At 66.5% G+C, this 26,313-nt stretch carries 30 protein-coding genes and 2 pseudogenes; 25 read left to right on the top strand and 7 right to left on the bottom strand.

All coding sequences use genetic code 11. The features are described 5' to 3' along the window. Nucleotides 1-37 precede the first annotated feature (37 nt). The gene (locus REH65_RS31455; RefSeq protein ID WP_406690367.1) at nucleotides 38-556 is read right to left on the bottom strand and encodes a hypothetical protein; all 519 of its coding nucleotides are present in this window, start codon (nucleotides 554-556) and stop codon (nucleotides 38-40) included. A gap of 32 nt (nucleotides 557-588) precedes the next feature. Then, nucleotides 589-1,059, bottom strand: a complete 471-nt coding sequence (locus tag REH65_RS31450) for a hypothetical protein (protein ID WP_406690366.1) — start codon at nucleotides 1,057-1,059, stop codon at nucleotides 589-591. A gap of 264 nt (nucleotides 1,060-1,323) precedes the next feature. Between REH65_RS31450 and REH65_RS31445 the strand changes: the two genes are divergently transcribed. Together REH65_RS31445 and REH65_RS31440 are read left to right on the top strand one after the other, a co-directional pair. Next, nucleotides 1,324-1,836, top strand: coding sequence for a DNA topology modulation protein FlaR (locus REH65_RS31445; protein WP_406690365.1), 513 nt, complete (start codon nucleotides 1,324-1,326; stop codon nucleotides 1,834-1,836). Between the two features lie 101 nt (nucleotides 1,837-1,937). After that, a complete protein-coding gene (locus REH65_RS31440) occupies nucleotides 1,938-2,834 on the top strand; it encodes a hypothetical protein (RefSeq protein ID WP_406690364.1) in 897 nt (298 codons plus the stop codon). A gap of 22 nt (nucleotides 2,835-2,856) precedes the next feature. Here the strand turns inward: REH65_RS31440 and REH65_RS31435 are convergent, their stop codons facing one another. The 4 genes from REH65_RS31435 to REH65_RS31420 form a co-directional block, all read right to left on the bottom strand. Further along, on the bottom strand, nucleotides 2,857-4,848 hold the full coding sequence (locus REH65_RS31435; RefSeq protein ID WP_406690363.1) for an ABC transporter ATP-binding protein: 1,992 nt from the start codon (nucleotides 4,846-4,848) through the stop codon (nucleotides 2,857-2,859). A gap of 236 nt (nucleotides 4,849-5,084) precedes the next feature. Beyond that, complete coding sequence (locus REH65_RS31430; protein ID WP_406690362.1) at nucleotides 5,085-5,732, bottom strand: hypothetical protein; 648 nt, start codon at nucleotides 5,730-5,732, stop codon at nucleotides 5,085-5,087. A 260-nt stretch (nucleotides 5,733-5,992) separates the two neighbouring features. Continuing rightward, nucleotides 5,993-6,895 (bottom strand): bifunctional diaminohydroxyphosphoribosylaminopyrimidine deaminase/5-amino-6-(5-phosphoribosylamino)uracil reductase RibD, encoded by a 903-nt coding sequence (gene ribD / locus REH65_RS31425; protein WP_406690361.1) that lies wholly within the window; start codon nucleotides 6,893-6,895, stop codon nucleotides 5,993-5,995. Further along, nucleotides 6,892-8,073, bottom strand: a complete 1,182-nt coding sequence (locus REH65_RS31420; RefSeq protein WP_406690360.1) for a helix-turn-helix transcriptional regulator — start codon at nucleotides 8,071-8,073, stop codon at nucleotides 6,892-6,894. Before REH65_RS31420 ends, ribD begins: the two co-directional genes overlap by 4 nt. Before the next feature lie 329 nt (nucleotides 8,074-8,402). On the opposite strand from REH65_RS31420, the gene REH65_RS31415 reads away from it, so the two are divergent. From REH65_RS31415 to REH65_RS31380, 8 genes and pseudogenes are all read left to right on the top strand, one after another. Then, on the top strand, nucleotides 8,403-9,797 hold the full coding sequence (locus tag REH65_RS31415) for a hypothetical protein (protein WP_406690359.1): 1,395 nt from the start codon (nucleotides 8,403-8,405) through the stop codon (nucleotides 9,795-9,797). Further along, complete coding sequence (locus tag REH65_RS31410) at nucleotides 9,775-10,209, top strand: hypothetical protein (protein WP_406690358.1); 435 nt, start codon at nucleotides 9,775-9,777, stop codon at nucleotides 10,207-10,209. The genes REH65_RS31415 and REH65_RS31410 overlap by 23 nt, the downstream gene beginning before the upstream one ends. A 2-nt stretch (nucleotides 10,210-10,211) precedes the next feature. Next, a complete protein-coding gene (locus tag REH65_RS31405; protein ID WP_406690357.1) occupies nucleotides 10,212-10,553 on the top strand; it encodes a DUF742 domain-containing protein in 342 nt (113 codons plus the stop codon). 10 nt (nucleotides 10,554-10,563) lie between these two features. Continuing rightward, a pseudogene (locus REH65_RS31400) lies at nucleotides 10,564-11,141 on the top strand (GTP-binding protein). After that, nucleotides 11,138-11,749: a GAF domain-containing protein gene (locus REH65_RS31395; protein ID WP_406690356.1), complete on the top strand. Its 612-nt coding sequence runs from the start codon at nucleotides 11,138-11,140 to the stop codon at nucleotides 11,747-11,749. The pseudogene REH65_RS31400 and the gene REH65_RS31395 overlap by 4 nt, the downstream one beginning before the upstream one ends. 71 nt (nucleotides 11,750-11,820) lie before the next feature. Next, nucleotides 11,821-13,014 carry an acyl-CoA dehydrogenase family protein gene (locus tag REH65_RS31390; protein ID WP_406690355.1) on the top strand — a complete coding sequence of 398 codons (1,194 nt, stop codon included), beginning with the start codon at nucleotides 11,821-11,823 and terminating at the stop codon, nucleotides 13,012-13,014. Between the two features lie 56 nt (nucleotides 13,015-13,070). Next, nucleotides 13,071-13,916, top strand: a complete 846-nt coding sequence (locus REH65_RS31385; RefSeq protein WP_406690354.1) for an SAM-dependent methyltransferase — start codon at nucleotides 13,071-13,073, stop codon at nucleotides 13,914-13,916. 32 nt (nucleotides 13,917-13,948) lie between these two features. Then, a complete protein-coding gene (locus REH65_RS31380; protein WP_406690353.1) occupies nucleotides 13,949-14,668 on the top strand; it encodes a hypothetical protein in 720 nt (239 codons plus the stop codon). An 86-nt stretch (nucleotides 14,669-14,754) separates the two neighbouring features. Here the strand turns inward: REH65_RS31380 and REH65_RS31375 are convergent, their stop codons facing one another. Then, complete coding sequence (locus REH65_RS31375; protein ID WP_338595437.1) at nucleotides 14,755-15,888, bottom strand: IS701 family transposase; 1,134 nt, start codon at nucleotides 15,886-15,888, stop codon at nucleotides 14,755-14,757. 38 nt (nucleotides 15,889-15,926) lie between these two features. On the opposite strand from REH65_RS31375, the pseudogene REH65_RS31370 reads away from it, so the two are divergent. The 15 genes and pseudogenes from REH65_RS31370 to REH65_RS31300 form a co-directional block, all read left to right on the top strand. Then, nucleotides 15,927-16,292: pseudogene (locus REH65_RS31370) on the top strand (tetratricopeptide repeat protein); the annotation flags it as partial. Nucleotides 16,293-16,666: 374 nt separating this feature from the next. Further along, complete coding sequence (locus tag REH65_RS31365) at nucleotides 16,667-17,080, top strand: hypothetical protein (protein WP_406690352.1); 414 nt, start codon at nucleotides 16,667-16,669, stop codon at nucleotides 17,078-17,080. An 81-nt stretch (nucleotides 17,081-17,161) separates the two neighbouring features. Continuing rightward, nucleotides 17,162-17,401: a hypothetical protein gene (locus tag REH65_RS31360; RefSeq protein ID WP_406690351.1), complete on the top strand. Its 240-nt coding sequence runs from the start codon at nucleotides 17,162-17,164 to the stop codon at nucleotides 17,399-17,401. Nucleotides 17,402-17,596: 195 nt separating this feature from the next. After that, complete coding sequence (locus tag REH65_RS31355; protein ID WP_406690350.1) at nucleotides 17,597-18,715, top strand: DUF3560 domain-containing protein; 1,119 nt, start codon at nucleotides 17,597-17,599, stop codon at nucleotides 18,713-18,715. A 244-nt stretch (nucleotides 18,716-18,959) separates the two neighbouring features. Continuing rightward, complete coding sequence (locus REH65_RS31350) at nucleotides 18,960-19,124, top strand: hypothetical protein (RefSeq protein WP_406690349.1); 165 nt, start codon at nucleotides 18,960-18,962, stop codon at nucleotides 19,122-19,124. A gap of 110 nt (nucleotides 19,125-19,234) precedes the next feature. After that, nucleotides 19,235-21,088, top strand: a complete 1,854-nt coding sequence (locus REH65_RS31345) for a hypothetical protein (RefSeq protein ID WP_406690348.1) — start codon at nucleotides 19,235-19,237, stop codon at nucleotides 21,086-21,088. A gap of 88 nt (nucleotides 21,089-21,176) precedes the next feature. Beyond that, complete coding sequence (locus REH65_RS31340; protein WP_406690347.1) at nucleotides 21,177-21,965, top strand: methyltransferase domain-containing protein; 789 nt, start codon at nucleotides 21,177-21,179, stop codon at nucleotides 21,963-21,965. Between the two features lie 86 nt (nucleotides 21,966-22,051). Further along, nucleotides 22,052-22,486: a hypothetical protein gene (locus REH65_RS31335; RefSeq protein ID WP_406690346.1), complete on the top strand. Its 435-nt coding sequence runs from the start codon at nucleotides 22,052-22,054 to the stop codon at nucleotides 22,484-22,486. A gap of 94 nt (nucleotides 22,487-22,580) precedes the next feature. Beyond that, the gene (locus tag REH65_RS31330; protein ID WP_406690345.1) at nucleotides 22,581-23,027 is read left to right on the top strand and encodes a hypothetical protein; all 447 of its coding nucleotides are present in this window, start codon (nucleotides 22,581-22,583) and stop codon (nucleotides 23,025-23,027) included. 80 nt (nucleotides 23,028-23,107) lie between these two features. Beyond that, the gene (locus REH65_RS31325; protein ID WP_406690344.1) at nucleotides 23,108-23,638 is read left to right on the top strand and encodes a hypothetical protein; all 531 of its coding nucleotides are present in this window, start codon (nucleotides 23,108-23,110) and stop codon (nucleotides 23,636-23,638) included. 84 nt (nucleotides 23,639-23,722) lie between these two features. Then, nucleotides 23,723-24,313, top strand: coding sequence for a hypothetical protein (locus tag REH65_RS31320; protein WP_406690343.1), 591 nt, complete (start codon nucleotides 23,723-23,725; stop codon nucleotides 24,311-24,313). 26 nt (nucleotides 24,314-24,339) lie between these two features. Then, entirely contained in the window at nucleotides 24,340-24,975 is a 636-nt protein-coding gene (locus REH65_RS31315; RefSeq protein ID WP_406690342.1) for a hypothetical protein, read from the top strand. A gap of 316 nt (nucleotides 24,976-25,291) precedes the next feature. After that, nucleotides 25,292-25,513, top strand: a complete 222-nt coding sequence (locus REH65_RS31310; RefSeq protein WP_406690341.1) for a hypothetical protein — start codon at nucleotides 25,292-25,294, stop codon at nucleotides 25,511-25,513. Between the two features lie 72 nt (nucleotides 25,514-25,585). Further along, entirely contained in the window at nucleotides 25,586-25,756 is a 171-nt protein-coding gene (locus REH65_RS31305; RefSeq protein WP_406690340.1) for a hypothetical protein, read from the top strand. 91 nt (nucleotides 25,757-25,847) lie between these two features. Continuing rightward, nucleotides 25,848-26,297, top strand: coding sequence for a hypothetical protein (locus REH65_RS31300; protein ID WP_406690339.1), 450 nt, complete (start codon nucleotides 25,848-25,850; stop codon nucleotides 26,295-26,297). Nucleotides 26,298-26,313 lie beyond the last annotated feature (16 nt).

Genomic DNA, 26,313 nt, shown 5'->3' with positions numbered 1-26,313 from the left:
GGCGCGTGTGGCACATCCCTATTGGAGCAACCGTCCACTAATAGGAGACGTCGCCTGTGGCGATCGCGCTGAAGGTGGGGCCGATCGCGAAGTAGGTCTTTTCGACCACTGCGAGACCTTCCTCGCAGCCTGGGATCCGTTCCTCCAGCCACTGGTCGGCTTCACGTGCGGTGAGGTTCCAAGGCTGGCTGTTGACAATCTGCAGCCAGCGCTCGACTACTTCACCAGGTGGATACAGGCCCGCGAGGAACTTGGGCAGATCGACTGCATCATCCGGCACGGGGTCAACAATTTGATCCGGCAGTTGCCATTGTCCCGCGAGCATGGCAAGTCGGATCGCGGCCGGCCACATTGCGATGCGGGTCATGCGCCACCACTGCGGCTCGTCATCATGGGGAGGGAGGGTGTTCGACGGCATCTTCAGCTGAGAAAATTCAGCCGCGATGTGCCGGTCCAGTTCCGTCGGCACCCATCGTTGTTCGACGAGTGCCGAGCCCGCCACTGACGCCCACCTTTTGGCCGTGGCACACTGCGCTTCTACTTCGACGATTCTCATCCGACTCCTCGCTCATTGAGCCCCTGGACCCGTCAGGGGTTCTCCGCTGTTCCCCGACAGGGCGATAGCCAGGACCCGGGACTGCGAAGCTCGCATACGATAGCCCGCACCCCTGTATCAAGGACGGTACCGACACGGACATCGCCTGTTTCAATGTCGCCCTCAGTCGGCGGCTGGTCAACGCGGAGCAGCACATCGTGCCACACCCGCACAACCGGATCTGTGCTGAACGACACGTCGACTTCATGCCCCCAATAGCGCAACGCGTCAGCGAATAAATCTTCCAAATGGATCCGCGTCCAGGACTCGAGAGACATCGTCGGGAACGCATCGACGATTTTTTCCTCGGATACATCGGCGACCCGGTACGATGGATTCCCTCGAACGATTAGGTAAATCATCAAAGCAATACCGGGTGCGGCATCCTGAATATTCCACCCGTTAGAGCCTTTACCTTCCCACTTGGGGGTGAGGATCTCATCGGCTCTGTCGATTGCGTCCAACCATACCTGAGGTCCACCCCATTCCCGCACTCGCCGCAAGTGCTCCTGAACAGGCAGGGAGGCCGGCCACAGTCGCTCTGAACTCATGCCACGACGATACTTGATATCGTGCGGCCGTAGGGTCTGCTTCATTGAATTTGGGTGGGCCATTCGAAAGTAGCGACTCGATCCCGGAGTGTCCCTGGCATGTTCACTCCTGTTGATCGTCCGACAGCCACGCTGGGCATACTAGAGGTGCGATCCAATCGGGTACGGGTGAGGCACGTGCGCAAGGTTGCGATCTGTGGGTGTGGTGGAGCTGGCAAATCCGCCGTGGCTCGCCAGCTTGGCACGCGCCTGAACTTGCCCGTCACTCATCTCGACATGCTCTACTACGATCAAGAGTGGCGTCCTGTGAGTCACGACGAGTTCGTGGCCGTGCAACAACGTCTTGTCGCCGAGCCTCGTTGGATCATCGATGGCAACTACGCGTCAACGATGCCGATCCGACTGGCGGCCGCTGACCTGGTCATATTGCTGGATATCCACCCTGTTGTTTGCTTGTGGGGCGTCCTCCGGCGACGCCAGCAACACCGCGGTGCCGATGACTTGTCACGTCATCTCCGTGGGAGGCTGAGCTGGGGGTTCATCAGCTACATCCTCCGATTCCGCAAGACCACGCGCCCCAAGGTGCGGCAACTGCTTACCGAGCACGCAACCGGGGAAGTGGTCGTACTGACCAGCCGACGGGCCGCGCGTCGCTTCCTCCACGCGGTCGCAACTCACACCGACTCGTGACGACGCTGATTGCAGGGGCCGCCTCACTGCGCACAAACCCGACGATCCTGGTCAGGTCAAAGCCGGGACACTGGCTTTCTCGCTGTTCTAGACTGCGGCACATGTCAGCCGACCGGGAGCGCGTGCTTGGGTGGATCGCGAACAGCGTGGGGCACACCTACGGGCCGTTGAGCGCGGCAACCCGCAGCGCGTTCGATCTTGATCAACGCGGCCGCGCAAGGGTGTCGTGGATGTCAGGACCGACGGCCGCAGCTATCGCCTCGGTGCTGGCCGAGTCCGCAAAGCCGGATCTTCCCGTTCTCGTCTCCACACGTCTCCGTGACGATTCGAACGTCGTACATCTCACGGTCGGCGATATCCCAGTTGTGCTCCACGCCGTTGAACCGGATCCACACAGCCGCCCTGGTCCTGTCAGTGAAAGCAGGGAGACAGAATGGCCCTCTCCATTGGCCGAAGGTGGTCTCGCTGAGCACTGCGTGCTGTGGCACTCCTCCCCCGGTCAGGACCTAGATTCCGGAGACGCCACGGTCGTCGAGCTTCCTGTCGGCGACCGTGGGCCGTGGTGGAGCGAACCGGCAATTCTGGTTGCTCATGCCGACCACGAGTTCCATACCCGCGCGGAACGAAACCGGCGGTCCAACGCCGATATCGTGCTGCGCGCTGCGTCGTCCAGTACCACTACCGCCGAGGCCGACGAATGGCTGGCCACCGCCACCACCGAGCGGGTCGGCAACGGGTACGCGGCGATGGTGTGGGGTGATGGCACGGTCCGGATGCACATGGCAACCAAGACAGTCAGCTGGCGGATCACGGCGCACCTCAACGTCGGTCTGTCCCGGTATGCCCCGACCACGTTGCTTCCCGCCGCGGTGTTCACTTGGACCCAACAGCATCCGCAGAAGCGGACCCCGCAGCATATGCATCTCCGCCGGTTCGGTGACGGGCACATGCAACATGCCTGGGATCTCGAAGCCGAGTTGACCGCAGGTCTGAAGTAGCTGCGCCCACCCCGACAGCCCTTCATCCGCTGCGCGTGTCGCCTGGTTCCGCGCTGCACTTGTGGCAGGAGCGCTCGGCGTATGCGCGTGCCTGGATGGTGAACAGTTCGCGGTACAGGCCGTTGGCCCGGATCAGTTCCTCGTGTGTGCCGGTTTCAGCGACGCGTCCTGAATCCATGACGACGATGCGGTGGGCGTGGCGGATGTTGGCCAGCCGGTGCGTGACCAGCACGGTCGTGCGGTGGTCGTCGTTGTGGGCATCGCGAGTCGCGCGTTGCAGGCCTGCGAAGACCCGCGATTCGGCCTTCGCGTCGAGGGCTGCAGTGGGTTCGTCGGCGATCAGCACGGTGGCGTGGTCGCGGAAGATTCCGCGACCGACGCTGAGTCGTTGCCACGAGCCGCCGGATAGCTCATGGCCTCCCCGGAACTGACGCGACAGGATCGTGCTCGGACCGTGCGGAAGCTTATCCAGGACCTCATCGGCGCCGGATTCGCGCAAGGCGGTCTCCCAGGTCTCGCCGAAGGGCTCGGGGACCGCGAGGTTTCCGATGCGGATGTTGGTGTCGGCTGTCATGGGCCACCGAGCGGGATCCTGGTCGATCAGAGCGACCTGCTCGTACACGCTGTGGGCGTCCACGGTCGTCAGATCGACCTCGTCCCACAACACTCGTCCCTCGCTGGGCGGATACAGCCCGGTGATGAGTTTTCCCAGAGTGGTCTTGCCCGATCCATTCTCGCCGACCAGCGCCACGACCTCGCCCCGGCGGAAAGTCAGGTCGATATCGATCAACGCGGGCTTGTCGGCATCGGGATAGGTAAACGACACACGCTCAAGCCGGATGGTCGCAGGGTTCTGGGGAGCGAGCAGTGTGCTCGCCGGCCTGCGACGTCGCTGCGACTCGGCGAGCAGTTGGGTGTAGAACCGCAGATAGAAGGAGTGCTCGTAGAGGCGGTTGACCGACACCATCGTGGTGGACAACGAACTCGCCGCGGCCCGCATCGCGATGACGGCGGCGCCGGCGATGGCCAGTGGCATCGCCCCGGCGTAGAGGAGCGCGCCGAGCACGCAGTAGGCCAAGCCAGTTCCGGTGCCTGCCAGCGTGCGTCCGATCAACCGAGTCCAGGTCTGCCGGTGTTCGGCGCGGATCGCTTCCTCGGTGACTTGGTCGGCGATGCGCCGGTGTTCGCTCAACAGCGCATCCTGCAGGTTCAGCGCGGTGCGTTCGGTACCCACATCGCGTGCGACCAGCAGGTTCTCCACGACGTGCAGCCGCAGACGCCGGGTTACGAGGCTTAGGAAGTTGACGTAGCCCTGCTTCGCTGCGCGCATCGAGGCCCACGCTTCGGCTGCTGTGGGCAATAGTAGCGCGGGCAACAACCACGGGTTGAGCAGTGACGCCGTGGTCAGCGCAGCTGCGAGCGACACCAGCGCCGAGGAAATCGAGGCGATGCTGCGCACGCTGGACTCCACGGCCTGTACACCTTGATACCCGCCTTGTCGGGCGAGCTCTTGGAAGTCGGAGTCTTCCCAGGCCAGCAATTCGACCTCGGCGACCGCAGAGTTGAGGCGGTCTTGGGCCGCGCGGCGAACCAAGGGCATCAGCACTCCCTGCACCGCCGACACCGCGCTGTCCAACAGTCCGCGCAGCGCGAAAGCTGCCACTACAGCCGCAATGGCGGGTAGAGAGGCGACGACCCTTTCCGGGGTGGGTCCGGCCGTGAGCAGTTGTGTCAGTACTCCGGCCGTGGCGAACAGGCCGAACGCCGACGCACAGCCTGCCCCTAACTGGACCACGCCTGCCAACACGGTCCGGCCGGGTGAAGCCTGAAATGACAGCCCGATCACGAGCCTCGCCGCCATCGGCAACTCACGGACCGTCTGCCACAACCCCGCGCCGGCGACCTGCTGGTCGACATCCGCCCACCGTGGCGGTTCCAAATTCTCGACACCAATCAAGGCACCGTCCACGGCCGTCCCCGACGCGCGCAGGTACCCGTTCTTGATCCCCAGCATGCAACTCCCCGTCTCCACCCAGAACGTTCGCTGCTGCACCGCCGACCCCACCGCGAGCCCAGTTACGCCCCACCCGCGCGCACCGTTCAGCGTCTCGCTGGAGTACACGGAGGGACCATCGAGCTTGTGGTGCAACGCCTGTCGGGAGCGCGTCTTTGGTCACTGTGCCGGAGGACACCGACAATCATCGGGCTCTAGGCCAGCCTGCTCGCCCCGCACCGCAGCGTCGGTCGCGCTCAGGAGTCGGTGCCGACCGGAAGCACGGCCAGCGTGGCCCAGGTGAACTCGCCTCGACGCGGGTGTTGGGTCACCGAGACGAGCTCCAGTTCCCGCACGGGGACCTCGACGAAGCCGGGCCGCGGCGAAGCCTCCTTGAGCGTGGACATGATCACGCCGCTGTCGCCGTCTCCGTACCCGTAGCCCAGACTCGCGTGGGGTCGGCCGTTCGATGCCACTGGTGGCATCGCATCCAGGCCGAGCACGCTGGAGACGGCACTGCGCACGGTGCCGACGAGACCGGCCCAGGCCTGGTCCGCACGTGGATCCACCCAGAACTCCACCGCGTGCATCGACGCTTGCGGTGGCCCCACGGTGAGTGCGAACGGTGTCACCTTGGCCAGATCGGCTTCAAGTCGAGCGATGAGCTCGTCGAGCGTGGGCTGTGTGACCTGCCGTCGGTACAGCGACAACATCTGCACGGTGAAGTGCACGAACTGCGGTTCCTGCAGACCCAGGTGGTGCTCGGCGGCCACCCCGCTTCGTCGCAGCGTCTCCTGGTAGCGCACCGCGACGGTCTGGAGCTCGGTGTTGCTCCGAAGGTAGATGTGCAGCCGCTCCGGCTCCGGCCACGTCGCCGTTTCGTGCCGCGTGAAGAAGTTCTGCACAGTCGTCCCTTTCCCGGTTGACGTCCGCAAATCGGTCTCCCCAGTCCAGTTGCCATGTAGGCGAGCGCTGGGTGAGTACAGATCCATTCCGCAGCCGTTGCAACGTCGGGAGGGAGGAAAGGGGGAGGGAGTTGGGTTGGCTCACGGCGCCCGCCTGGTCCAGTGCTGCCGACATGTTCACTCGACCGGCCCATCGGGCGTGATCGCCTGCCCTTGAGACACCGCGTCGCAATTCGGCACCTGCAGGGCATGGCGACATCTCACCGCAGCTCTTGGGCCGCGGTCGTGGAGAGGCCCTCCGGACGGTGGTCGGCGATGACCCCATCGCCCACCGGGTGCAGGCCCGTCAGCATCCAACCGGCCGGTAGATCGATGATTCCCGCAGTACGCCCGTCAAGCGAGGGGGTTGCGAGGTCGCGGGTGTGTGTCAGGATCCGGTCGATCCATCCTCCTGTGACCAGCGAAGCGACAGCGGGGTCAGCTTCTCCGCCGAGGATGAGGACTCGCCGGGCGCCGGTCGAGCTGAGGACCGCGATGGCCTCGTCGGGTGTGTTCGGGAGCGGTTCTGCTGGGGTGCGCAGAACGTCGGGGTGGTGGCGGCCGGGGATGGCTTCGGTTACTTCGCCGTGGTCGACGACGATGTCGACCTGTGGTGCTGCGAACTCCCGTAGCCGTTCGCTGCTACGGGAATCGGTGCCGGCGGCCCAGATCAGGTAGGGGCGGCCTTCGGCGAGGCTGTGCAGCCACGGGTGCAGGAGCAGCTCGGCTTCCTGCTCGCCAGTTCCGACGACGACGTCGATTCCGGCTTGTCGTAGGAGCGCGATACCACCCTGTCCACGTGATGTGGGGTCTTCCAGCGCGACGACGACACGGGCGACTCCCGCGTCGATCAAGGCCTGATGGCACGCTGGTGTCACTCCGACGTGGCAGCAGGGTTCTAGCGTGACGACCGCGGTTGCTCCGTGCGCTCGTGCGCCAGCTGCTCGCAGCGCGTTGACCTCGGCGTGAGGTTCCCCCTTGCGGCCGTGGAACCCGGCGGCGAGCACTTCGCCAGAGGGGTCGAGGATGACACAGCCCACCGGCGGGTTGGGGCTGGTTGCCCCGGTGCGCAGCGCGGCCAGAGTGAGGGCTTGACGCATCGCGGCGAGTTCGGTGAGCCTCATGCATCTCCTGTCTCGGTGAGGGCGGCGAGGAGCTCGGCGACCTCGGGGACTCGCCTGTGCGGGCGAAGGGAGTCGGCCACCGCGCGGATCTCGGCAGCGCAGCGTCCGGAATTGACAGCGCGGGCCAAATCCCATGCGGTGTGCGCCTGGTGAGCGGCAGCGTCGATCAGCCCTGCCTGCTGCAGGGTAATCGCGTATCGGACGAGGTGGGCTGCCCGGTCTCGCTGATACACGCTCGGCAGCTGGTGCAGGCCCGTGTCGAACAGCGCCGCGGCTCTCTTGGGGCGTCCCGCGATCGTCCAGCACCACGCACGCTGCAGCCCCACCCAGTTGGTCGAAGCGAAGGCGCCGTGTCCGGAGCGTGCGTCGCCGGCGTCGTGGTCTTCGGCGTAGTTGTGAGCACGGTCGAGCATCCGATGCGCGGAGGTTTCGTGCCCGAGGGCGGCCAGCGCGAGCGCGTGCTGGGTGTCCAGTGCGGCGCGCATCGATGACTGTGGTTGGCCCTCGTCGTGGGCGCGAGCGAGGCGTTCGAGCACCCGGTGCGCGGTCTGCGGTGCCGCTCGGCTACTGGTCGCTGGGAGGATTTGTTGCGCCCGTCGGTAGTGCGTCCACGTCACGAGGTCACGATCACCGCCAGCTCTTGCCAGATGCAGGGCTTGCTCTGCCCAGTGCCGCGCGGTCGTCTGATTACCCAGGTCTTCATGAAGCCACGAGGCCGACTCCGCATACTGGGCCGCCAGACGCTGTGCCCGCTGTCGAGCGGGTTCAGGACCGTGATCGATCAACGTGGTCAACAACGGGATGTTTTGCTCGACACCTTGCAGGGCGTGGGAGGGGCCTACGACGTTGTCGGCTTTGACCAGGGCGTGCCACTGCTCGCCGAAGTAGCTGAGCACGTGGTCGGGGTCGACGTTGCGTGCCCAGACCCGCTCATTTGCCGGCGCTGACCGCTGGCCTTGGTCGAGGTCGCCGACCTCGAGGGCTTCTTCAAGCTGGTCCAGCGTCCAGCCCAGCGCTTGGGCGAGCGCGCGGCGGCGATGCGCTGCCGGGTCCCACTTCGCGCGTTCCCAGTCACGTACGGCGTCCGGGCTGACCCCGAGCTCGGCAGCCAGAGACTCGCGCGTGTACCCGCGGCTTTTTCGGCGCTCGGCGAGATCGTGTCGACGACGACGAACCATGCATCAGTAATACCAACCCCGGAACACTTTCGAGAAACGACGCCTTGCTTGGTACCCGTAGGCTGAGTTGGCAGGCGCGGCGCCCAGAGCAGGACGCTCACCAGCTCGATCGATCGCTGCGCTGTCCGGGTGATCCTCAGGCTGCTGTCGCAGCCGGTCAGATGATTCAGCCGGATGCATTCCCTCCCTGTTTCCTCCCCCTGGCACGTTGCGGACTGCTGTGAGTCGGTCTGTACTCACCGCCGAATCTGATCTCACCGGTCGAGCTGTGCCCGATTGCACGCGGCGTACCCGCCGCGTTGAGGCCTCGACCTGTTCTAGGGGGTGTCATGGCGCACGCGCCGCTGCGCGCTCACGGTTCAGCGACACGCGGGCCGGCCATCGTGCTTGTCGTCCTTTCAGCTCTTCTCGGGGTGGCCGCCGTCATCTGCAGCGCCACTGGCATTCGACTGCCCGTTCTCGCCATCGTCGTGCTCGCGACATCCATCGTCGCGGCAGCTATCGGGGCACTCGTCGTGCTGCCGAGCGGCGACCAGCTTGGCTCCCCCGTTTCCGACGCCGAGTCCGACGAGCAGGACGCGGACCAGGACGAGGAGCCTAGGCCGAGTGAGCCCAGCGCCGAGATGTGGTTGCCGCTGGCCGCCCGGTTGCAGTCCTTGCTGCTTCGGCTGGTCAATGAGATTGACAGCCTGGAGCACGAGGTCGAAGACCCTGAGTTGCTCCACGCGCTGTTCCGCAGCGATCACCTGGTGATCCAGGCCTTGCGGCTAGCCGAAACCCTGGAGGTACTGGGCGGTCGTCCCGTGCACCGCCGCGCGCGGGAACCGGTGCCGCTGCGGGCACTGGTTCGGGCAGCCATCTCGGAAATCACCCGCTACACCCAGGTCGACACCACCCGCATCGACGAGGTCGCGATCGCGCCCGCAGCACATGGCGATCTGCGTCATGTGCTGGCCGAACTCATCGATAACGCCACCTGGGCCTCCGACCCCGACGGTGAACCGGCCCTGGTGAAGGCTCGACTCATCCCGGCCGGGGTGAAAATCACCATCAGCGATCACGGCATTGCGCCGCGGACCGAGGAGGAATTCGCCCGTTTCAACGCGGTCCTCCGCGGCGCGGTACAGGTGGGCAAGGTACTCGCCGACGGCCAATACGGGCTCGCGGTCGTAGGTTTGGTTGCCCAGCGACGAGCGTTTCACGCCTCGTTGGAGCCCAACCAGTTCGGCGGCACCGACGCGGTGGTCGTCGTCCCCCAGCAATGGCTGGTGCAACCCGCCCAAGCCACTGCCCTGCCACCAGCGAAGCCGGCAGCCGCCAACGTGCCGCCGGCTCAGCCCCAGCGGAGCGCACCTCGTCACCTCGCCGGGGAGCTCCTACCCGAGCAGAGCTTCTTGCCCGCGCGAACACCCACTTCAGCAGCCACGGAGTCGACTCTGCCTCAACTGCCCAACCACAACCCCGGTACGTGGGCAGCAAAGAGGACACCCAATGAGCCGAAACCACCGTTGCCTCAAAGGGTTCCGGGTCATCACGCCGATGCCCTACCGCAACCGCAGGCCGCACCGACGTTACGGAACTCGTTCGATCCCGAGGCCATTGGCCAGGTCAGCACGACACTGACCGGCCATTCACCTACCTCGTCGTCTCCGAACGAGGCTCGACACCCGTTCTTCCCGTCCCGACCACAAGGATCCGTCGATGACTTCAGCGAACGCCCCTGATTTGACCTATCTCCTCGACGACCTCCGCGCCACGACGCTCGGCGTCCGCTCAATCGTGCACGCATCCACCGACGGGTTGTACAGGCACTTCAGCGGCCTCACGCGCGAAGCCGCTGAGCGCGAGGCCGCGTTGGCCAGCTCCATGCGGGCCTCGGCAATGCAGGTGCCCACCGAGTCGGTCACCGACGAGCCCGTCACCGACCTGACCTACCTGAACTTTGAGGTGGTCGGCTCGACTTCAGGGCTGCACGCGATGCTCACTCAGCCCGCCGAACGCGGGCTGCTGCTGGCCGTCGCTGACGATCGATGCACGCCCCTGGTTCTGGCAACAGCCCTCAAACAGCTGGGTGACCGAGTCGCTTCCTGGTGGCAGACCGAGCCTCGCAACAGCAGCACTTCACTGGCCCAGTGAGGATGCGCGACGAGGACGACTTCGAGCTGCGGATACGTCCGTACCTGATCACCCGTGGCCGCACCGCCGTGGATCCTCGACTCCGCGTCGACTCCACGGTGCTGGCTACTGGCCAAATCTCGCCCACGGAAATCCGGGCCGAACACGGTCAAGCTCTGGGCCTGTGTGAGCGTCCGGCTTCCATCGCTGAACTCGCGGCGCAACTCGACCTGCCCGTGCCGTTGGCGAAGGTCCTCGTCACGGACTTGCTGGCGCACTCCGCCGTGTGTCTGCGTGCCACCCCGGAAGACGCACCTGATCTGCACACTCTCGAGGAGGTCCTGCGTGGGCTCAGACGACTCTGAGGCGATCCCGATGTCGGTGAAGCTTGTGGTCGCCGGCGGGTTCGGCGTCGGCAAAACCACCTTCATCGGATCGTGCTCGGAAATTCGCCCGGTCCGCACCGAGGAACTCCTCACCACCGCCAGCGTCGGTACCGACGACCTCACCGGGGTGCGCGCCAAGACCACCACGACGGTCGCCGCCGACTTCGGCCGGATCACCTTCCACACCAACCAGGGGCTGGTGCTCTACCTGTTCGGGACACCGGGACAACGACGGTTCTGGCCGTTATGGACTGAACTCACACGTGGCGCGATCGGCGCCGTGGTGCTCGCCGACGTCCGCAAACTCGACGACTGCTTCGACGCAATCACCTTCTTCGAGACGCGAGAGATCCCGTTCCTAATCGCGATCAACGTCTTCGACGACGCCTACATCTACGACAACCAGGAACTGCGCGCGCCCTCGCGTTGCCACCACAGGTACCGCTGCTGTTCTGCGATGCACGCCACCGCGGGTCAGTCGTCGACGTGCTGATCGGGCTCGTCGAACACCTCCACGCCCGTGCTCGACACACCCTGTCCACCTCGCCGTTGGGAGAGCCACGATGACCCAGCAACAGGACCAGCAAATCCTCGACTTCCGACTCGCACAGCAGTCCAACCCGTTGCGAAACGACCCGGACGCCCCTCTCCGCAAGCGGCGCCTGGCCGAACTCGGGCTCTCGCACGACCAACCTCAGCCACGCCTGGACGCCTTCGCGGCCGAGCTCGCCCGCGGCGCTGCCGAGCTCGTCAATGGGTCCCTACCCGATGCCATGGTCAACATCCTCGCTAGTGATCACCAGTATTTCGCGGGGATGCACCTGTCCGCGGGTCCCAGTGGCGATGCCACGGCCGCGCTTCGACAACAGCACACCGCCCCATCGCGCGTGATGAGCCTGGACACCGGCTGGTGCCCCCACGTGATCTCACGTCGCAAGGCACTCACTCTGCCCGATGTCTTCGCGATGGTTCGCTTCGCATCCAACGAGGCAGCCATGGTGCTCGACATTCGGTCGTACCTCGGTGCCCCACTGCTCGATCCCGACAGCGGCGTCGCACTCGGCACTGTGTGCGTCACCGCGCGCGACACCCGTCCCTACGACCGGAACGCCACCGCGTTCATCAAGGACAAGGCACGCGAAGTGACCCAGTTGATCCTCGATGACCGCACCTAGTGCCCGTGAGGTCAGGGCGACCTGTCCGTCGCCCCATGAAGCTCGTCCAACCCACTGGAACGGGAGTGCTGATGTTGAGCAGCCGCAGGCATGCTGACCGAGCCGAGCACATCGACCGCGACTTCTTGGTCCCCCGCCACCACGCGCTCCTCAGTGAGGTCGCCGAGTTCGCCCTGGAACACGTCCGACCTCGAATCGCCCAACTGGAGTCCTCCGCTGAGGTCAACGACGACCTCGTACGCTTGATCGCCCGTCGTGGCTGGATCGGCGCTACCATTCCCGCGCGCTACGGCGGGGCCGGGATGGATCACCGCAGTCGCGTCATCATCATCGACCAACTCGCCCGCGTCTCCGGCGCCGCCGCCGCCGCTGCCCAAGCCAGCGATATCCCAGTGGCGATGTTCCTGTACCTGGGGAGTCCTGCACAGCGGCAGGAGTGGCTTCCGAAACTAACCAGCGGCAAGGTGCTGGCGACCATTGCCGTCACCGAACCCCGATCCGGTGGCCACGTTCTCGGAATGGATACCACCGCCACCCGCGACGGAAACGCCTACGTCCTCACTGGGCAAAAGTGCTACGTCGGAAACTCGCACATCGCCGATGTCCACGCTGTCGTCGCTCGCACCGGCGACCGCCAGCTCAGCGCGTTCCTCGTTGACGCAGACGCCGACGGTCTCACGCTCATGCCGCACCAGCCGGCGTCAGGACTGCGCGGGTTCAGCTTCGGCGATATGAGCTTCCGGTCCGTTCATGTTCCCTCGTCTTCCCGTCTGGGTAAGCAGGGCGACGGACTCACCGCAGCCTACCTAGCCTCCATCGTGCACGGACGCCTCGATATCGCCGCTGTCTCGATTGGGCTCCACCACGAGCTGCTGGCCGCCACGGTGTCCTACGTACGGGGGCACCCACGCCTGCGCGGTCACGAGACGGTCCAGCAACGATTAGGGCAGCTGCAGTCGAACCTGCTCACTGCGCGCCAAACCGTCTACCACGCGGCATGGCTACTGGATTCCGGCGCCGATTGTGATGCGGAGCTGATCAACTGCAAGCACGTTGCCATCGACCTCGGCATTCACTCCGCTCGCCTCGCAGCCGAGATCTTCGGGGCTCGATCACTACGTGCGGCCGAGCCGGTCGAGCGGTGCATCCGAGACCTGCAGCACCTCTGGGCGCCAGCAGGGACCGGCGACGTCCAACGGTTCCGTCTCTACCAGACCGCCCTCGGCATCACGAAATCGTCCTGGTCCTTGCGCTCCACCACGTGAACCGGGACTAACCACTTCCCCCACCCGACCCAGTCCTCAGTGAGAAAGCCACCGCCATGACCGACTCCATCGACACCAGCACGGCCAGCATCGCACGCGTCTACGACGCGTTCCTCGGCGGCAAGGACAACTTCGCCGTCGACCGAGAGGTTCACGACGCCATCGTCGAGATCGCGCCCGAAGGGCCGGCGCTGGCCCAAGACGGCCGCCGATTCCTCTCCCGAGCGGTGACGCACCTGGCTGCCGAGGGCGGGATCGATCAATTTCTTGACATGGGCTGTGGTCTGCCGACCCGCGACAACACCCACGAGGCTGCCCAGCGAGTGAACTCCGATGCCGCGGTCGTCTACGTCGACAACGACCCCGCGGTCGCGGCCTACGGGCGCGCCTTCCTCACCACTGGCCCCAACACCCATCTCGTGAACCAAGACCTGCGCGCTCCTGACGCCGTGTTCAGCGACCCCGTACTCACCGGGGCCCTGGACTTCACCAGACCGATCGCTTTGATGCAGTGCGGCACGCTGCACCATCTCGATGACGACGACCGCCCTGACGCGGTCATGCATGCCTACATCGACGCGCTGCCAGTCGGTTCGTTCGTGGTCTTCAGTCACTTCTACCTGCCGGACCAGAGCGACCCGGGCTACGTGCTAGCCCGAGAGATCGAACGCCGGTTCCGGTCGTCTTCGATGGGAACCAGCCGATTCCGCACCACCCACGAAATCACCGCGTTCCTCGCCGGACTCGAGCTGCTTCCTGCCGGTCCTCAAACCGACGCCGCCCCGATCGTTCCCGTCGCCCAGTGGTGGCCCTCAGGACCGCCACTGCGTCCTGCACGACCGATGGACTCCCTGTTCGTCGGAGGACTCGCTCGCAAACCGGCCTCGCCGAGCACCAACTAACCGCCCGAACCACCGCGAAACTGGAGGAACCCATGCCAACCGACACGGCGCTTGATTCGCCGGAGCGTGCGCTCCCAAAACTACTCATCGCTGACCGAATCCTCAATCCCCATGCCCGACGATTCAACGACGCCGACTGGCGCCCCACCGAGCGCGACGCCGTGTTCATCGACGCTGGCCACGCCCGAGCCTGGTTTTCCGAGAACCGACTCAAACTCCGGCAGCTTGTCGACGTCGCCGCAGCCGATGGCAACGACACCACGGTGTGCCGCATGGTCGAAGCATTGTGGGGCGGAATTCTGAAATCCCGCGCCCACCGACTCTTTCTGCCAGCCCACCAGCTGGCCGTCACCGCCGCAGGACGCGTACAGAACCCAGCTCAAGCGCTCATCTACGCGCGAACCTCCTGGAGCCTCCGCGCCATCGGGTCCATCGAACAGGCCACGCTCATGGCCCAACAGGGCCGTGCGATTGCGATCCGCACCGGCGATCCCTATTCCGAGTCGCTGGCCGCCAGCGCAGAAGGACGTGCCTACCTCGCCGCCAACAACCCGGGGGCCGCGATCGCCGCGCTTGAAGACTCCCTCCAGATCGTCGAGCAGCTCGGAGAATCCCGGTCCAGCGCACTTCGCCTTCAGCACATCGCGGAATGCCACATCGCCCTAGTACTGCAACGGCACTCAGAGTGGGTGTCCGCGTTGTCGGTAGTGGCAGTGGCGGGCTTGGTGTTGGCGTCGTCGGCGCCAGCGTGACCAGGACCAGACGTGCTTGGCGGGGTGTGGTGTCCGGGTGATGAGGTTGATCAACAGTCGGCGGAGCTCTGCTAAGGTGTAGTCGATCATACCCGGTTCTCGGGCGTTGAATTTGCTTGTGTGGCCTGGGTTTTCGCCACGGCTAGCCACGCGAGGGCGAGCAGCGACAGGGTGGTGTGGGCGTACCAGGCTCGCCAGGAGCGTGCTTGGTAGTGGTCGAGCCCGGCCTCGTTCTTGGCCTGTTGGAAGCACTCCTCGACATGCCAGCGAGATCCGGCGGTCCAGGCGAGATCGAGCAGTCGGGATCGGCGGGGTCCGTAGGCGACGTAGTAGGCGATCTCGCTGGGATTGCTCGTCGAGCGCCGCGCCAGCAGCCAGCGTCCCCGCCCGGGCGGCCAATCGGCGCCGAGCGGGATGCGGGCCCAGTCATAGATGCGCGGGCCGTGGGCACCGGCGCCGACCGACAGTCGTCGCCACGATTGCTCGGACAGCCCGGCGATGAGCTCGTCGGCCCGGCTCGTGTCACTGGAGAGGGTGGTCAGGGTGTCGTTGCGTTTGGTGGCCAGCACGTAGGCCGCGTCCTGGGCTTCGAGCCAGTCCCGCAGGTAGTGGGCCTGCCCGTAGGCCTCATCGGCGGTGACCCACGAGAACGGCACCCCGGCTTCGAACGCCCGAGCCAGCATCGCTTGGGCCTGCGCAGGTTTGGTGGCAAAGTCGACCTCGTCGGGCACCCCGGCCGCTCGGCAGCGGTCCCGATCATCGGTCCAGCTGGTCGGTAAATACAGCTCCCGGTCGATCAGCGCGTGCCCAGCCGAGGACGCATACGCCAGGAAGGTCCCGATCTGGCAGTTTTCCGTGCGACCGGCCGTGCCGGAGTACTGGCGCTGCACCCCGGCCGAGCGAGTCCCCTTCTTCAAAAACCCGGTCTCATCGACGATCAACACACCCTCGCGGTCACCGAGGTGCTCGATGACGTAGTCACGCACGTCGTCGCGGACCCCGGCGATGTCCCAGTCCGCCCGCCGCAGCAGCCGCTGCATCCCATCCGGACTGACCTCACCGGCCTGCTCAGCGATCGTCCACCCGTTCTTGCGTTCCAAGCCCGCGACCAGGCCCGACACGTATTCACGCACCCGCGCACGTGGCTCTGAACGCACGAACCGCCCAGCGATTCGCTCGTGCACCCGCTCCAGCTCCGCCGCCACCAGCTCCACAACCACGCCCACCATGATCCACTACGGCTCAGGCGAGTGCCGTTGCAGTACTAGGACAACCGGACCGTGCCGAGCAGCGGCTGCAAGCCGCACTCCAGATCCTGAGTTCACTGGCAGATGCCGAAGGTACGGCGCGAGCCCGCTGCGTCTTGGCAGACACGATGCTGGCCGGTAACCGACCGGACGAGGCCCTGCTACTCCTCCAGCAAAGCCTCGACGAGATCACGCACCCCAGCACCGAGGGCTACCAAGGAGACGTGCTGGTCCGTGCCGGACACGCCTCAACCGCCCTCAACGACCACGACAGCGCCCGTTCCTACTATCACCAGGCCTGCCTTCAGTATTCCCTGGCTGAATCGTGGGACAACCTCGCCGAGGCCACAGCCGCATTAAACCGCATCACAACGTAACCAAACAACCGGGTCCGCAACAAGCTCTTGACGCGAGTTCGTCGCCGAGCCTGTCTGCTCGCCCATCTCCAGTACCCCAGTAGTGATCGCCAAGCGAGGCAAGTCGCGCCGCACCGGGTCGCAACCCGTGATCGGTAGCGGGTTGCCGGAGCCGATCGAGGGAAATGGAGAAAGGATTCGGACCTCGGCCGGTTGGTGTGTTCTCGCCTGACTGATGCCTACGCGGGGCAGGCCTGCACCACAAGCCCGCCCCGCGAACTTCTCCGCTCGTTCCTCGCTCCGAACTTCGCGCTCTGGGCTTGTGGCTCCGGCCAGCCCCGCGTCGAGACGGCATCAGCCGAGAACACACCAACCGGCCGAGGAGGTCGATCTCGATGCGATTTTGGAAGAAGAAGCCCAGGGCAGAGCAGCCATTGCCGGAGCTTCGGAGTAAGAGGTCCCGCGATGCTTATGCGAACGCCCTGAACTATCTCGGTACGGAGACCGTCCGGGACGGCAATCTGGACCAGTTGCTCATCCTCAGTACCAGCCCGAACCGGGCTCACGTGATGCTGATCGCCAACGAGATCACGCTTGGTCTCCGCAGGATCATCAGAACGCGCAAGCCCATAATGCCCACACAGCCCAGCGGCTGGTTCGGCCGCTGGACGCGCCAGGACCTCGATGCCGCCCATGCAGCCGGCGCCGCCGAGGGCTACCGGAAGGCGACCGGCGAGTTCACCGATGGACTTGGCGAGCTCATTCTCGTCCCACTGCTGGAAAAGCCCGGGGAGCCGCGAGACGAGTGACAGCCGTATGGGCGGGGCACCCGAAGAACTCCGGCCGCAGCCCGAGGGGACGGACAGACGGACGACGATGGCCGGCAACACTTGAACGACGGTTGCCTGCACCGGTCACCGACCGCCGACCGCAGTACCTGCCGCCAAGTAGCCAGCAGTGGCGATCCGGCGAGCTCGCCCGGATCCGGGCGGTTACGTGACGAGCACGGTACCGAGCTTGCCCGCAGCGGCGGAGCGGTCGGCGCTGATCTGCTGTGGGCCGAGGAGGCCCACGCCTCCGGGCTGGTGACCCGCCTGTACCTGCCTTTTCCCGACCAGGACACCCGGTGACCGCAGCAGTGGCGGGACCTGCGAAAACCATCCTGGTGACCCGCTGCAAGTTCCCCGGCGCCTGACCCGCGCCAACTCGGCCCGGCCCCCGCTCCCCGCGGGGACCGGGCCTTTTTCCTTTTGCCCCGTGGCACCCGGGCGGACCGACCAACCGCTCGACTGCCGCGCATTCCGAGTGAAGGAGACAGATCCGCTATGTCCGACACGTTGACGATTCGGCACGACTACGAGGGCGGCACGACGATCGAAGGTACCGCGAAGAACAGCCCCGCTCACCACGCGATCAAGGCCACCCGCTCCTGGGTCTGGTCGCGCTACGCCGGCGCGTGGCTGCTGCGCTCGTCTCGCCACCGCCGCCCCAAGTACGCCGACATTGACCTCATCGAGCAGGTCCTGACTGACCTGGGTTACACCGTCACCCGCGACATCGACGAGACGATGCCGACCGTCGCCGAGCAGGAAGCCGACCGCGCCGAGCGGATGGACGACCGTTCCAACCGGCTCGCCGAACGCTCCGAAAAGCAGGCCGGTGCCGCTGCGGCGACGCGTGAGAAGGCCGACGCGGTGTTCCGGAACATCCCGTTCGGCCAGCCCATGTTGGTCGGCCACCACAGCTACAACGCCGACCGCAACCGGCGGGAGCAGGCGGCCAACAACCTCACCAAGTCCATGAAGCAGGGCGAGTACGCCGACGAGCTCGCACGCCGGTCGGACACCGCCGCAGCGCACATGGGCGCGCGGCACAACCCTGTGACCGTCGGCAACCGGATCGAAAAGCTCGAGGCCGACCGTCGCGCGGTGCAGCGCCAACTCGACGGCGAAGGCGCCATCGAGTCCTACACCGACGAGCACGGCAACCCCCGCGAACGGCGGGTCAACCGCCCACCGGAGGGCGAGGCCCGCGAGCGGTTGACCACGAAAGCAACCGACCTGGACGACACGCTCGCCTACTGGCGGCGCATCTACGCCGAGCTCCAGGCCGAAGGCAAGGCGTCGACGGCCGGACCGGACACCGTCGCCAAGGGCGACTGGGTGCTCATCCGCGGCGACTGGTACCGGGCGCGCCGGGTCAACAAGAAGACGGTCAGCGTCCCGAGCCACCTGGTGAACGCACCCGAGCAGGGCCGCCGCGAGTCGACCAACACCGCACCGTGGCACGAGGTCCGCGAGCACCGCACCACCGAACAGATGCCCGCCGCGTTCGTCGAGGCCTACGAGACGCCCGGCGCCAACCGGTTTCGGATCTCTTCCACCCAGTTCGTGGAAGCAGTCGCCCGCAAGAGCACGCCCGGCGAGCGCGACAGCGCAGGTTAACGCCGACGAGGCGAAGTCGAGGACGCGCGGCACGCCCCGCGCGGGCGGTGGGGCGTGCGCACTCTGCCCCGGCAGCGGCCCGGGGTCAAGCCGCGAAAAGCGTGCGGCTGGACCCCGACCCGCTGCCGGGGCCCTGGCGAGTGCGCCCCACCGGCCACGGCGGGGCGCACCACAGCGGGGTGTGAGGAGGCGGGACCGACCACTCGCCCTTCACGCCGGCCATTCCGAGTGAAGGAGCCGCGCGATGACGCCTGAAGAGGAGAAGCAGTACATCGCCACGATCACCAGCCGGGAGCACACGCGCATCGCCGACGAAGACCACCGGCGGCGCGAGGCACGACGCCCTGAGCTGGAGCGGCGCGGGCTGATCCCCAACGGGCTCAAGACCCCTAACGAGAAGAAGAAGTAGGGCACAAGCGGCGCGAGCGGATCACTCCGCTCGCGCCGCTTTTTGCCTCCCACCACCACACGTTTTCCGAATTCCCGCAGGGCACAGCCATGCCCGGAAACGGAGCCACGATGAGCACCACCGGCACCGACCAGACCACTCCCGCGACCGCGCCCGCCGTCACGGAGCAGTACACCGCCGAGCCGGACGCCTACCCGTACGTCCTGCGCGGAGTCGATCCCCGCGAGCTACGCGCCGACGGCAACAGCCGGAACATCGGTGACATCCGCAAGCGTCGTCCCGAACTCGTCGCCTCGGTCGCCGAGCACGGGGTGAATCCGATGATCTCGATCATCAACGTCGCCCCGGACTTCGCCACCGGAGTCCTCGACGTGCTGGTCGGCTTCAACCGCCACGCCGCCGCCGTCGAGGTCAAGGGGGTTGAGAACCCCGATCTCACCATCGACGTCCTGGTCCACGCGCCGGGCACGACCCGCCAGGACATCCTCGTAGCCCAGGGCATCGAGAACATCCACCGTGAGGGCTACACCCAGACCGAGGAAGCGGCACTCTACGAGCAGCTGGCCCTGACCGGGCTGGGAGACGACGCGATCGCCCAGACCCTCACGCGCCCGGTCGAGCGAGTCCGCGCCGGTCGCAAGGTTGCGGCCACATCCCGCACCCGTGCGGCGGGAGCCACGGTGCCCAACGCCGACCTACTGGTCCTGGCCCAGCTCTCGGAGTTCGCCGACGACGAGGACGAGCACCAGGAGCTCGTGGACGTACTAAACCGGCGCCCCCATGACTTCGAATGGAAGTTGGGCCAGCTGCGGCGCCGTCGCGACCAGCGCGCCAAGCAGGCCGAGGAGGAGCAGCGCCTGGTCGAGCAGGGCTACACCCTCTTCGACAACGCCTACGACCTGCCCGAGGGCACCGCGCGGTTGGCCGAGTTGTGCACCGGCGACGACGAGACTCCGCTGGATCCCGCCGAGCACCGCGACTGCCCCGGGCGCGCCGCGGTCGTCGACGTCGACCCCGAGCTCACGGTGCGGGTCACAGAGCTGTGCAACGGCTACGCGGGACACGGCCACCGCACCATCGACTCGGTGCGAGTCGCGGCTGAGGAGGACCATCTGCGTGCCAAAGGCGTGCCGGTCGTCGACCCGGAGACCGAGGGCCTGGTCCAGCTGCGGGAGCTGTTCGCCGACGAGACGGCCGAGCGGCCCCTCACCGTCGACGAACACGCCAGCTGCCCCGGGCATGCCGCCTACACCGATATCCGCTGGTCCAGCGTGGACGTCACCTACGTCTGCACCGACTACGCCGCGCACGGCCACATCCTGCGCACCTCCCCGAGCACGCAGCGCGAACCCGACCCGGCCATCAAGGCCGCCGAGCGCAAGCGCGCGGCCGCGAACAACAAGCTGTGGCGCGAGGCCAAGACCGACCGCCGGGAATGGCTCGCCAAGTACTTCTCCGGGTGGCGCAAGCGCAAGACCGCGGACCTACCCGCCCGCGTGCACCACTGGCTCGCCCTGGCGCCGGTGCTGGCCAGCGACTACCTCGAAGAAGCCGCACCGGCCAACCGCTACGCCTGCACGCTGCTCAAACTCGGTGAGCCCGAGGGCTACCGGCGCGAGAACAACCCGCTCGTCGTGCATCTCCGCAAGCGAGCCACCACCGAGCCCCAGGCCGTACTCATTCGCCTCGCCCAGGTCATCGGCGCCTGCGAGCAGCACTGGGACCGCGCCTACACCGAATCCGCCGACGCCAGTTGGCGTCAGCCGACCGACAGCGCTCGCTACTACTTCGAGCTGCTGGATGCGCTCGGCTACCCGCTGTCCCACGTCGAGCAGCTGGTGAACAACCCCGAGCTCGACAACGAGCACTGGGCGCACCTCGCCGCTGACGACCAGGACGACGACGGCGACGGCGACGACAGTGACGACGGTGACGACGACGGCGGCGACCCGCAGATGGCGTGACGAGCGCCGCACGTCCCAGGCGGCGCGGGCGGGGACCGACCAACCCGCCCGTGCCGCCTTCGTCGATTCCGAGGGGAAGGACCTGACCGTGTCCAAACTGACCAAGAGGGACGCCCAGCTGCACCGACAGGCGTGCGAGCTGGTCGACAGCGACCGCCCCCTGACCGAGGACGAGAAGAACATCGTGCTCGATCACTGGCACGAAGCTTCCACCGCCGCCAACAGCCTGGAAGGGGCGTTTTTCACCCCGCGCGGCCTGGCCCGCGACATGTCCGTCGAGCTGGTCGGCATGAACGCCACCCGCATCCTCGACGTCGGAGCCGGAACCGGGCGACTGGCGTTCGAGTGCCGTCGGCTGTTCGCTCATCGCTGGAACGGTGAGCCCCGCCGCGAGCTGGTGTGTGTGGAGCGCAACCCGGACTACGTGCGGGTCGGCCGCAAGGTGTTGCCGGAGGCCACCTGGATCTGCGCCGACCTGCTGGACCTGCCGACCATGCAGCTCGGCACCTTCGACGCCGCGATCGGCAACCCGCCGTTCGGCACCGTTGCCCGTACCGGCAACGCGCCCGGCTACCGAGGCCGCCGGTTCGAATACCACGCCATCGCGACCGCCGCGCTGGTCGCCCGCTACGGGGTGTTCCTGATCCCGCAGACCTCGGCGCCCTTCCGCAGCAGCGGCCAAGCGGGTCTGACCTGGGCCGCCGACGACGAGTACGCGCGTTTTCACGCCGCCACCGGACTCGAGCTCCAGCCCGGCTGCGGCTGGGACACCTCCTACTACGCCGACGACTGGCGAGGCGTCAGCCCCCACGTCGAGATCGTCACGAGCGACCTCAGCGACCTCGTTGCGACCGCCGACCAGCTCTCGCTGGTCTGAACTCCCCGCTGAAACCCCAGGTCGTCCTGGAGGCGAGACCGACCAACTCGCCCCAGAGCCGGAAATTCCGAGTGAAAGGGACAGACATGAGAACCGTAGAGATGGTCATCGGCTACGGCGCCGACGGACGCCCGCACAACATCGTCCTCGTTGACGGGCACGAAACCGAGGTCACCGTTTACGAGCTCGACCCGAGCTCGAAGCTGCTCCAACGAGGACGGGCGGGCAACTGGATTCTCCAGCAGGAGAAGGGCGCATCGCAGGCCTCACCCCAGGCCGCTTCCCGGATCCGCAGCTGGGCGTACCAGACGGTCCACGACGGCCACATCACGCCCGACTCCGAGAACGACGACGTCCCCGATCCAGACACCGTGATCCAGGCCGGAGACGCCACGGTGCGCCGATTCCGCGGCCCGGACGGCACGACCGTCGTCGACATCAACACCGGTCCGGTCGAGAACGACCTCACCGACCGAGTCGTCGACGAGCACGGCGACGTGCACGGCGGCCTGACGTTCTGAGCCAGCTGCTGGATTCCCTCACCCGCCCGGTGACCAGGGACCGACCAACCCTGCCCACCTGGCGGCTCACCCCGCATTCCGAGCGGAGACCGCAATGAACAGCTACAACAGCGAACCGCCCCCGTCGACTCCCGCGCTCTGGATCAACCCCGACACCCCCGAAGGCGCCGTGATCCTCGCGTTGTTCCGACGGCTCAAGGGCGTCGAAAAGTCCGATGGGTCCTGGCCCGGCTCTGACGTAGCCGACGAGCTCACCGATTGGCTGGCCCGCATCGGCCTGCATCCCGATGACGACCCCGACCAGGCGGTGCGACACCTGCGCACCCGTCCCCGTACCTGGACGGTGTTCGGCCTGCGCGACAACGACGCCGACGGCGAGACCCTCATCGCCGCGGTCGTCGCAGGCGAGATCACCTGCCGCGACACCGCCCCCGGCGAGGAGGGCGGTTATCAGCGCGTGGCGCTCTCCGTGGTCGCCACTGGCCCGGATGAGGCCGAACGCAGGGCGTTCCAGCTGTTCGAGGTTGTCCGGCCCGACTAACCACCGAGCGCGAAGCCGCACCGAGCGTGGTGCGGCTTCGCGCTCGGTCCCACACCAACGACACCGAATTGGAGTTCAACATGAGTAGTTCTGCGACCAATCAGTTCGGCCCTGGTGAGCATCCCGTGGTCGTCAGCGTCACCCTCGATGGCAACCCCGGCGAGCAACCCGTGACCGTCTGCGCAACCGTCCCGAATCTCCAGCGTCGGGAGGAAACCAGCTTCCTTGGGCGAGTGGTCGGTCTTGAAGCCCAACTGGACGTGCTGTTCCCCGGCGACAACCGGCCGCACACCTACTACCTGTCTCGGCTTGTTGGCGAGCCCTGCTGGGTGCAGGACGCGCATTTCGGCCCCAACAACTTCCCATACTTCAGCAACGGGTTCGGCGCCCGTTATCTGAAGCTGACCGGCGTCGCCCCAGGCCTGGAACGCCTCCTCGACCAGGCGGCGCGGGGACGCGGGTTGGTCGACGAAGATCGGCCCAGAGGTGCCCCTAGTGCTGCCGAATCATCAGGTGTCCGAGGGCACCAACGACGACTGAGCCGCCCCGCTCGGTGGGGCGTGCGCACTCTGCCCCGGCGCCGGCCGGGGTCAAGCCAAAAAGCGGCTTGACCCCTTTCCCGGCGCCGGGGCCTGGACGAGTGCGCCCCACCGAGCCGGGCAGTGCAGCAGTTCCGAGTGACCAGGAGAAAGACGATGACCGTGGAGATCACCCCGCCGCCCAATTACCACGAGACTCGACTGCGCGGGTTGTGGGCGCTGTCCGGGTGCGCCGATTGCGGCGGCGCTGGCGAATTCCTCGCCACCGATGACGACGACCCAACCCTGCGCTACCCGCAGCCCTGTGACTGCCTGTGGTGCCCGGAAGCCGAGCTCGAAGGCAGGTTTGAGGAAGAGAACGACCCTGCCCAACAGGTCGAGCTCAGGGAGGAACTGGGCCGCCGCGACGCCGAGCAGGCCCGGCTGCACATCGCCGAGGAGATCGGTCCTCGCCAAGTCGGCGACCGCTACTGGTCCGGCTACTCGCGCAAGACCTACACGGTTGAGGACATCTCCATTTCCGACCCTGATGACTTCGCGGGACCACGCTGGTCGATCACGGTGCGCTGGGACAACGGTCGTGTGGCTACGCACTACACGCCGTGGAACCCCGAACGGGATGAGGTGCTTTCCCCGCCCCCACAGCCTTCGGTACCAGCACCGCCTCGGCCGCATGGCGAAGGCTGCCTGCGCTGCCGCTCCCGATTCGCGCTGATTCGCGCGGCCCATCGGGTCGGCCTGCTCTAACCAGTCCGTTACTGAAAGGCACCGACTTGTACCCGAGCACGCTCACTAACCAGCAGATCCAGGGCTACCGAGCACTGCGCCGCGACGGCGTAGGCGCGGCTACGGCCTACCGGCTGGCCGTCACCGAACCGGACATCCCGTCCTACCGCATCGGGCCGGGCGACCAGATCACGTTCGTCCTCGACGACCGGCCCGACCTCGCGGAATTCATCATTACCGCGACATCCGTGCCCGACCCCGCCCCTGACACCTCCTGGCTCGGTACATTCCGCCGTCTCGGGCCACGCGGCTGGCGGCCGCCGGAGGCGATCGAGCTCACCGACTCCCTGGGCTCCTACTTCGTGCCCGCCTACTCCCTCGCACTGCGTCGCGCGGACCTCTCGGCCCGCGGCTACGCGCGGGGACCCGCCCACATGCTGGCCGAACGCGGCGTCCGCGACGACGCTCGTCTAGCCCTTGAGCTCGACTGCCGCATCGTCACTGTCGAGGTCAGGAAGGCCGGAGTGCTCCTGGGTACCGCGTCGCTCGGCACGGACTTCAAGCCGGGCGAATGCCGTGATCATGCGCTAGCTGCCGCAGTCGCACATCACGGCCTGATCGACGAAGCCGTCTCCGATGCGCGGGCCAGGCTCCCCGTACTGCTGGCCGCGCTAGCCGCCTGAACCAGCGAGTTGCTGGACGCCTGAAACGCTGTGGCCCACCCGGCGAGCGCCGGGTGGGCCACGAGCAGACCGGCGCATCACCCCATACAGGGGTCCGCAGCCGAAGCCGCGGCCGACCAAAGAATCCACCGATCTTTCCGAGTGAAGAAGGACCGGCAAGCCGACTATCACTTCACGCCGCCAGTGTAGCGCAGCTCCCAGAAGAGGTAACTCCGTCACCCGGCCCCGCACCGCCGGGAACTCGGCACTGCCAGGAAAAACCGGCCTCGGACTGCCGTGGACGCGCGCTCCCCGCACCGACTCCCGGAGAACACACATGACCACTCCCTCGACCGACGTGCCCTCGCATTACGACCCCATTCAGGTCTTCGCCGAGATCTTTGACTTCGGTCTGCTCGCCAACCACGTGGGGCCTGCACTGACTTGCTCCGAGGTCAACGTCCTCGCCGGGGCCCTGGAGTCCATCGGCCGCCAGGACGGCGCACGCTACTGGCTCGTCGCACACCAGCAGGACTGCGACGAATCACACCTGCACTGAATCGTGCTGGCAAGTTCTCACTCTTCTTATGCCGCAACGATTTCTACCGATAAGGAGTGTCCAATGTCGACGATGTTCGAGGCGATCTTCGCGGTTTTCCTCATCGGCGTCACCTTCATCGTGCTCAATCACCTGCCGCCATTCCTGGACGCCCTCATCGAGCGCGTCCGGCCGCATGAAGTCGCTGTCGCTCAACCGGAGGACGACGACGAGAACGACCACGCGGACGACGAGAAGAAGTGATCGGTGCACGCGGCGGGAACAGCATCCTGCCGCGTGGCCAGGACGTCCTAGGCCGCCTGGCCACCACCACGACTTGATCAGGAGGAACGCCATGACGATCTTGTTCACGTCGCCGTCTGATTCGCCACGCATGTTCGGCCTGCACGACTACCGCCGCAGCTACGTGCTCCCCACCGAAGTCGAGAGCAACATCCCGAGAACAGGCAGCGATGGCGAGTTCGGCTCGTGGAACTACGCCCGCGGCGTGCTGGTCGAAGTCAGCAGCCGACTGCGCGCGGTCCCGCTGTCGCTGCACTACATCGAGCTAGAGACCCCGAAGCGGCTGCCGATGGGCATCGAGGTCACCGCCGTCGTCGAAGACCACACCCGGCGGCGGGTCACCGTGGTCTCGCGCTGCGAGAACGCCCCGTACGGCCCGCGCGGCGACTTCTGGCAGCTCACCGTCGACGGCGCCGTGCCTGACGGCGGTCGCCACAGCTATCCGCCGTCGCTGCCGTGGCTGGCCTTCCTGGTTCACCGCGCACTGCTCACGACGAGCTGATCGACAGCGTGCGCAG

It is taken from the genome of Saccharopolyspora sp. ID03-671 (assembly GCF_045278815.1).
Classification (GTDB): domain Bacteria; phylum Actinomycetota; class Actinomycetes; order Mycobacteriales; family Pseudonocardiaceae; genus Saccharopolyspora; species Saccharopolyspora ipomoeae.
This window is presented reverse-complemented; position numbering and strand designations above follow the sequence as displayed.